This window comes from Candidatus Cardinium sp. cBcalN2 (assembly GCF_022810445.1).
Lineage (GTDB): Bacteria > Bacteroidota > Bacteroidia > Cytophagales > Amoebophilaceae > Cardinium.
Genome location: NZ_JAACGD010000148.1, coordinates 1 through 4,805 on the forward strand (window position 1 = coordinate 1; position 4,805 = coordinate 4,805).

The 4,805-nt window shown below is 38.5% G+C and carries 4 protein-coding genes; 2 read left to right on the forward strand and 2 right to left on the reverse strand.

Annotated features, from left to right (window positions below; translation table 11 throughout):
* Nucleotides 1-108: 108 nt before the first annotated feature.
* Both MUW74_RS04000 and ruvB read right to left on the reverse strand, forming a co-directional pair.
* Nucleotides 109-852: a YebC/PmpR family DNA-binding transcriptional regulator gene (locus MUW74_RS04000; protein ID WP_243517996.1), complete on the reverse strand. Its 744-nt coding sequence runs from the start codon at nucleotides 850-852 to the stop codon at nucleotides 109-111.
* Nucleotides 853-1,011: 159 nt separating this feature from the next.
* A complete protein-coding gene (ruvB, locus tag MUW74_RS04005; protein WP_243518000.1) occupies nucleotides 1,012-2,034 on the reverse strand; it encodes a Holliday junction branch migration DNA helicase RuvB in 1,023 nt (340 codons plus the stop codon).
* Nucleotides 2,035-2,081: 47 nt separating this feature from the next.
* Between ruvB and MUW74_RS04010 the strand changes: the two genes are divergently transcribed.
* Both MUW74_RS04010 and murD read left to right on the forward strand, forming a co-directional pair.
* Complete coding sequence (locus tag MUW74_RS04010) at nucleotides 2,082-2,879, forward strand: CPBP family intramembrane glutamic endopeptidase (RefSeq protein WP_243518003.1); 798 nt, start codon at nucleotides 2,082-2,084, stop codon at nucleotides 2,877-2,879.
* Nucleotides 2,880-2,905: 26 nt separating this feature from the next.
* Complete coding sequence (murD, locus tag MUW74_RS04015) at nucleotides 2,906-4,234, forward strand: UDP-N-acetylmuramoyl-L-alanine--D-glutamate ligase (protein ID WP_243518005.1); 1,329 nt, start codon at nucleotides 2,906-2,908, stop codon at nucleotides 4,232-4,234.
* The last annotated feature ends 571 nt before the right edge of the window (nucleotides 4,235-4,805 follow it).

The following is a 4,805-nucleotide window of genomic DNA, read 5'->3' on the forward strand; positions in this document are numbered from 1 at the left end:
GCGCTGAACGGCTACATTTTTACAAGGACCATTTTATAAGCAGCCTCACCATAGTGCTGCATGGATATAGAATTTTTATACTGATTTATAATATTTTTTATATAAATTCTACCACAAAGCTTCCTGTGCTGGCTGAATAGCTATATTGTGATAGACCTTTTGAACATCATCATCATCCTGTAAAGCATCTATTAGCTTGATGAGTTTAGGCAATGCTATATCACTTACCTGTACAAAGGTATGGGGAATATATTCTAAACCTGCAGAAGTTGGTGCAATGGCAACTGTTTCCAAGTGCTTCTGTACTTTCCCAAAGTCTTCTATAGCACAAACCACATGCAGGAAGCCACCATCATTTTCTAATGATTCTGCTCCTGCATCTATTAATCCCAATGTAAAATCATCTTGATCCTCCACATCACCTTCAGGAATAGTAAAAACGCTTTTATAATCAAATAAAAAAGTAATAGCGCCATTTTTTTCTAAACTACCTCCATATTTGCTAAATATAGCTCGCACATTAGCTACCGTTCTAATCACTTTATCTGTCATACAGACTACCATGATGGCCACACCACTTGTGCCATATCCTTCATAGGTAACTTCATGATAGACCGAGCCATCATTACCACTAGCCTTACTAATGGCACGCAGAATAGCATCTTTGGGCATATTGGCACCCTTGGCATTTTGAATAGCCAAACGCAATCGTGGATTCAAGGCTGGTTCAGCGCTACCACTTCTGGCAGCTACTGTTATTTCTTTTACTAGTTTGGTAAAAATTTTACTTTTTTTTGCGTCATTTACACCTTTTTTACGCTTAATATTAGACCACTTACTATGTCCTGCCATTTTATTTTTTTATGTAGAAAAAATAGATTGTACCAGTACTATGGATGAACGTTATTGAACACGCAATAGCGTTACCTTAGCGCATAAATATATAGCAATCTTGCCAGAAGCTTCTGACAAGATTACCTAAAAAGAAAAGATTTTGATATAAAATTATTTTTATTTGTCGAACAAATCAGCGGTATAAGGCAATCGCAAATGCTTATAGGCAGCCTCTGTTGCGACTCTTCCGCGTGGGGTGCGTTTGATATACCCTTCTTGAATCAGAAATGGTTCATAGACTTCTTCTATCGTTTCTGCTTCCTCTAGGCACGCGGTTGCAATAGTGGTAAGACCTACCGGACCACCTTTGAACTTTTCAATAATATTGGTAAGGATACGTTTATCCATTTCGTCTAGTCCATTCTCATCTACATTCAAAGCCGCTAGGCTTAGAATAACCATCTCTTTGGTAATGCATCCATTTCCTTTAATCTGCGCAAAATCTCGGGTACGCTTCAATAGATTATTGGCTATACGTGGGGTACCTCGACTCCGCCTGGCAATTTCATAAGCAGCTTCTTGGTCAATAGGGGTACCCCATATGCCACTGGCTCGCTGAACGATTTTCGTGAGCAATGCAGCAGGGTAGTAATCCAATCGTGCATTAATGCCAAAACGAGCCCGTAAAGGTGCTGTTAGCAAACCGGATCGAGTGGTAGCCCCAATCAAGGTAAAAGGATTTAGTGCCAACTGTACACTACGTGCATTGGGACCTGCATCCAGCATAATGTCTATTTTAAAATCCTCCATAGCCGTATATAAATACTCTTCCACGATAGGATTAAGGCGATGTATCTCGTCTATAAAGAGCACGTTAGCGTGTTCCAAACTGGTTAAAAGACCAGCTAAATCGCCTGGTTTATCCAAAACCGGACCAGAGGTGACTTTTATATTGGTATTCAGCTCATAAGCAATAATATAGGCCAGCGTAGTCTTGCCTAATCCAGGAGGACCGTGTAACAACACATGGTCTAACGCTTCTTTCCTTTGCTGAGCAGCTGCTACAAATATTTGAATATTTTCTACCAACTTTTCTTGTCCAAAAAAGTCATTGAATTGAAGTGGACGTAAAGCTTTATCAAGGTGTTCTTCTGGTTTTTTTAGCACACCTAAAGGGCCGTTGATAAGATCGTTCTCCATTTTTTTTATCTTTACTGAGCCAAAATATACGTAAAAAAATATCAATAATGAGTTCAAACATCAAACTAATCACGCTATCTTTTATAGGGCTTTATCTGGCTATTCGGGTTTCCAGTATGCTGATGCAGCTACCTGATGGTTGTCTTTTAAACATCTATACGCTTGATTCTGTTATGTTACGCGCCATAATGTGTTGTACGGCTTTGATCTATCATCTACATTTACAAACCAAAGAGGGCAAAAATGATGCTATACAGCGATGCGCCCATAAACCTGGTTTTAGCGCTATTGGTAGCATAACTATTGGCACAATACTGCTTCAACTGATGATGAGTTTTGCCTTATTATTACTAAACAGTATTAAAACAGCATTATGGGGTCCTAGTCTTCAACCTATAGTACATTTCAGTAGTAGAAGCGATTTTTTATGGCGTGGGTTTATAGAAATAACCTGTATGGCTGCCATTTTAGAAGAACTACTATTTCGAGGTATTTTAGAAAGACTGCTTAGTAAAATTAAGCCAATCAAGTTATGGATTACCCCGATCAGTGCGCTACTATTTAGTGTGATGCACGCTAATATGAGCAATAACTTATTTTATTTTGCAATGGGATGTTTTCTGAGCCATCTATACCACCAAACCCAAAATATTATCTACCCTATCCTGGCCCATGCGCTACATAATTTAGCTGCTCTATGTCTAATTTATTTTTCATTAGAGGAAACCGTAGACTTAGCCATTAATAGTTTACCTATTGTAATGCGTAGCCTGCTAGCTATGGGCATGCTCTTGGCTGTTTATGGATATCTAACTCACAAGCTAGTAAGTCAAAAAACAAAGTAATCTACTTAAAATTGAACCAGATAAGGATGCGATTAGTTATACTAGGTGGGGGGGAAAGCGGTACAGGTGCAGCATTGCTTGCCAAACAACAAGGAATAGATGTTTTTGTTTCCGATGCTGCTGTCATCACACCCGATTGTAAGTATTTATTGACCAACCACCAAATTCCATTTGAAGAAGGAGGTCACACAATAGAAAAAATACAATCGGCTGATGAAGTTATCAAAAGTCCTGGCATATCACATAAAGCCGCGATCATGCAACAACTCCATAGCTATAGCCTACCCATTATCGATGAAATCGAATTTGCCGCGCGTTATGCAAAAGGTAAAATTATAGCAGTCACTGGTTCAAATGGCAAAAGCACAACAGTTCATTTGATTTACCATTTGCTACACGCAGCAGGGTACCCTGTTGCCCTAGCTGGGAATATAGGGCATAGTTTTGCCAAATGTCTCATACAAGGGCATTACAACTACTATGTACTAGAGTTATCTAGCTTTCAATTAGAAACCATTAGCGACTTTAAACCAGACATTGCTTGCCTCTTAAACATTACACCTGACCACTTAGATAGGTACGATTACTCCATAGAAGCCTATGCAAAAGCGAAATGGAATATATTACGTAATATGACTGAATTAGAACACTTTATTTATGATAAAGAAGATCGGCTCACGACTCAGTATCTGCAAGAAAAAAAGCGTTTACCCCAGTTACATCCTATATCTATGCCACCTATACCCTCTATTGGTGGCGACATCTTCCGCTTTAATCTGCACAACCAATCTTTTGGACGTATAACTACATCTATAGCTTTACCCGGTAGACATAATCAATATAATACCATGGTAGCTGTTACAGCAGCGACATTAGTAGGAGTCTCTGCTACTATCATTACAAGTGCCTTACCTAAATTTTCTGGCCTATCTCATCGACTAGAATGGTGTGGTAGGCTAGAAGGTATAGATTGGTATAATGACTCAAAGTCTACTAATGTTGCTTCTGCAGTTGTTGCATTGCTTAGGTTTACCCAACCTATCATTTGGATTGCAGGTGGTATAGATAAAGGCAATGATTATAGGTCATTGTTACCTATTGTAAAAGAAAAAGTTAAAGCTATGATCTTTTTGGGAAAAGATAATAGTGCTATTAGGAAAGCTTTTCACCCGCTAGGTTTACCGATACAAGAGACCGATAAGTTAGCTTCGGCAATAGATATGAGCCTATCTATTGGATCACCTGGAGACGTGGTACTCTTATCGCCTGCATGTGCTAGCTTTGATTTATTTAAAAATTTCGAAGATCGCGGCAATCAATTTAAAGAAAAAGTAAAGCTACTGATAGTAAAATAGTAGGTGTTCAAGGTAACCATTCACTCAATCACATCAACTGAAGGATGACCGCTATTGGCAGATTTGTATCTTGTTTACGACTTTGATAAAAAAAGCGTTTTTATACTACTTTTTGCTTGATAAGAAAGTAAAAAGACAATTCCTTACGGCTTATATACCAATGTGGCCATCCTTAAGTGGACGCCATTTTCGGTTCCCGATCTTGGTAAAAAAGGATTTTTATCCCCCTTTTTGCTTGATCAAAAAGTGGACAAAAAATCAAGCCCTCTGTAAAAAGTTCTGGCAATCACCTATTAGAGCTGAAAAAACAGAACTCACCCGCTGCGCGGGTTCAAACAAGCTGTTTTTCTAATCAGCTCTAATAGGTGATTGCTAATCGCAACTATTTTACAAGAGTCGTTTTGCCTAGAAACAACACAGCCTTGAATGCATACTGGCAATTTTGGTATTGAAGCTTTTCTATACTCCTTATTAAGGCAAGAAAATGGGCCACAGGTTGTTACTTATAAAAGCATTTATATAACACCTTGCACTTGATACAGACTATACTATAAAGTATCTGTTCATGACA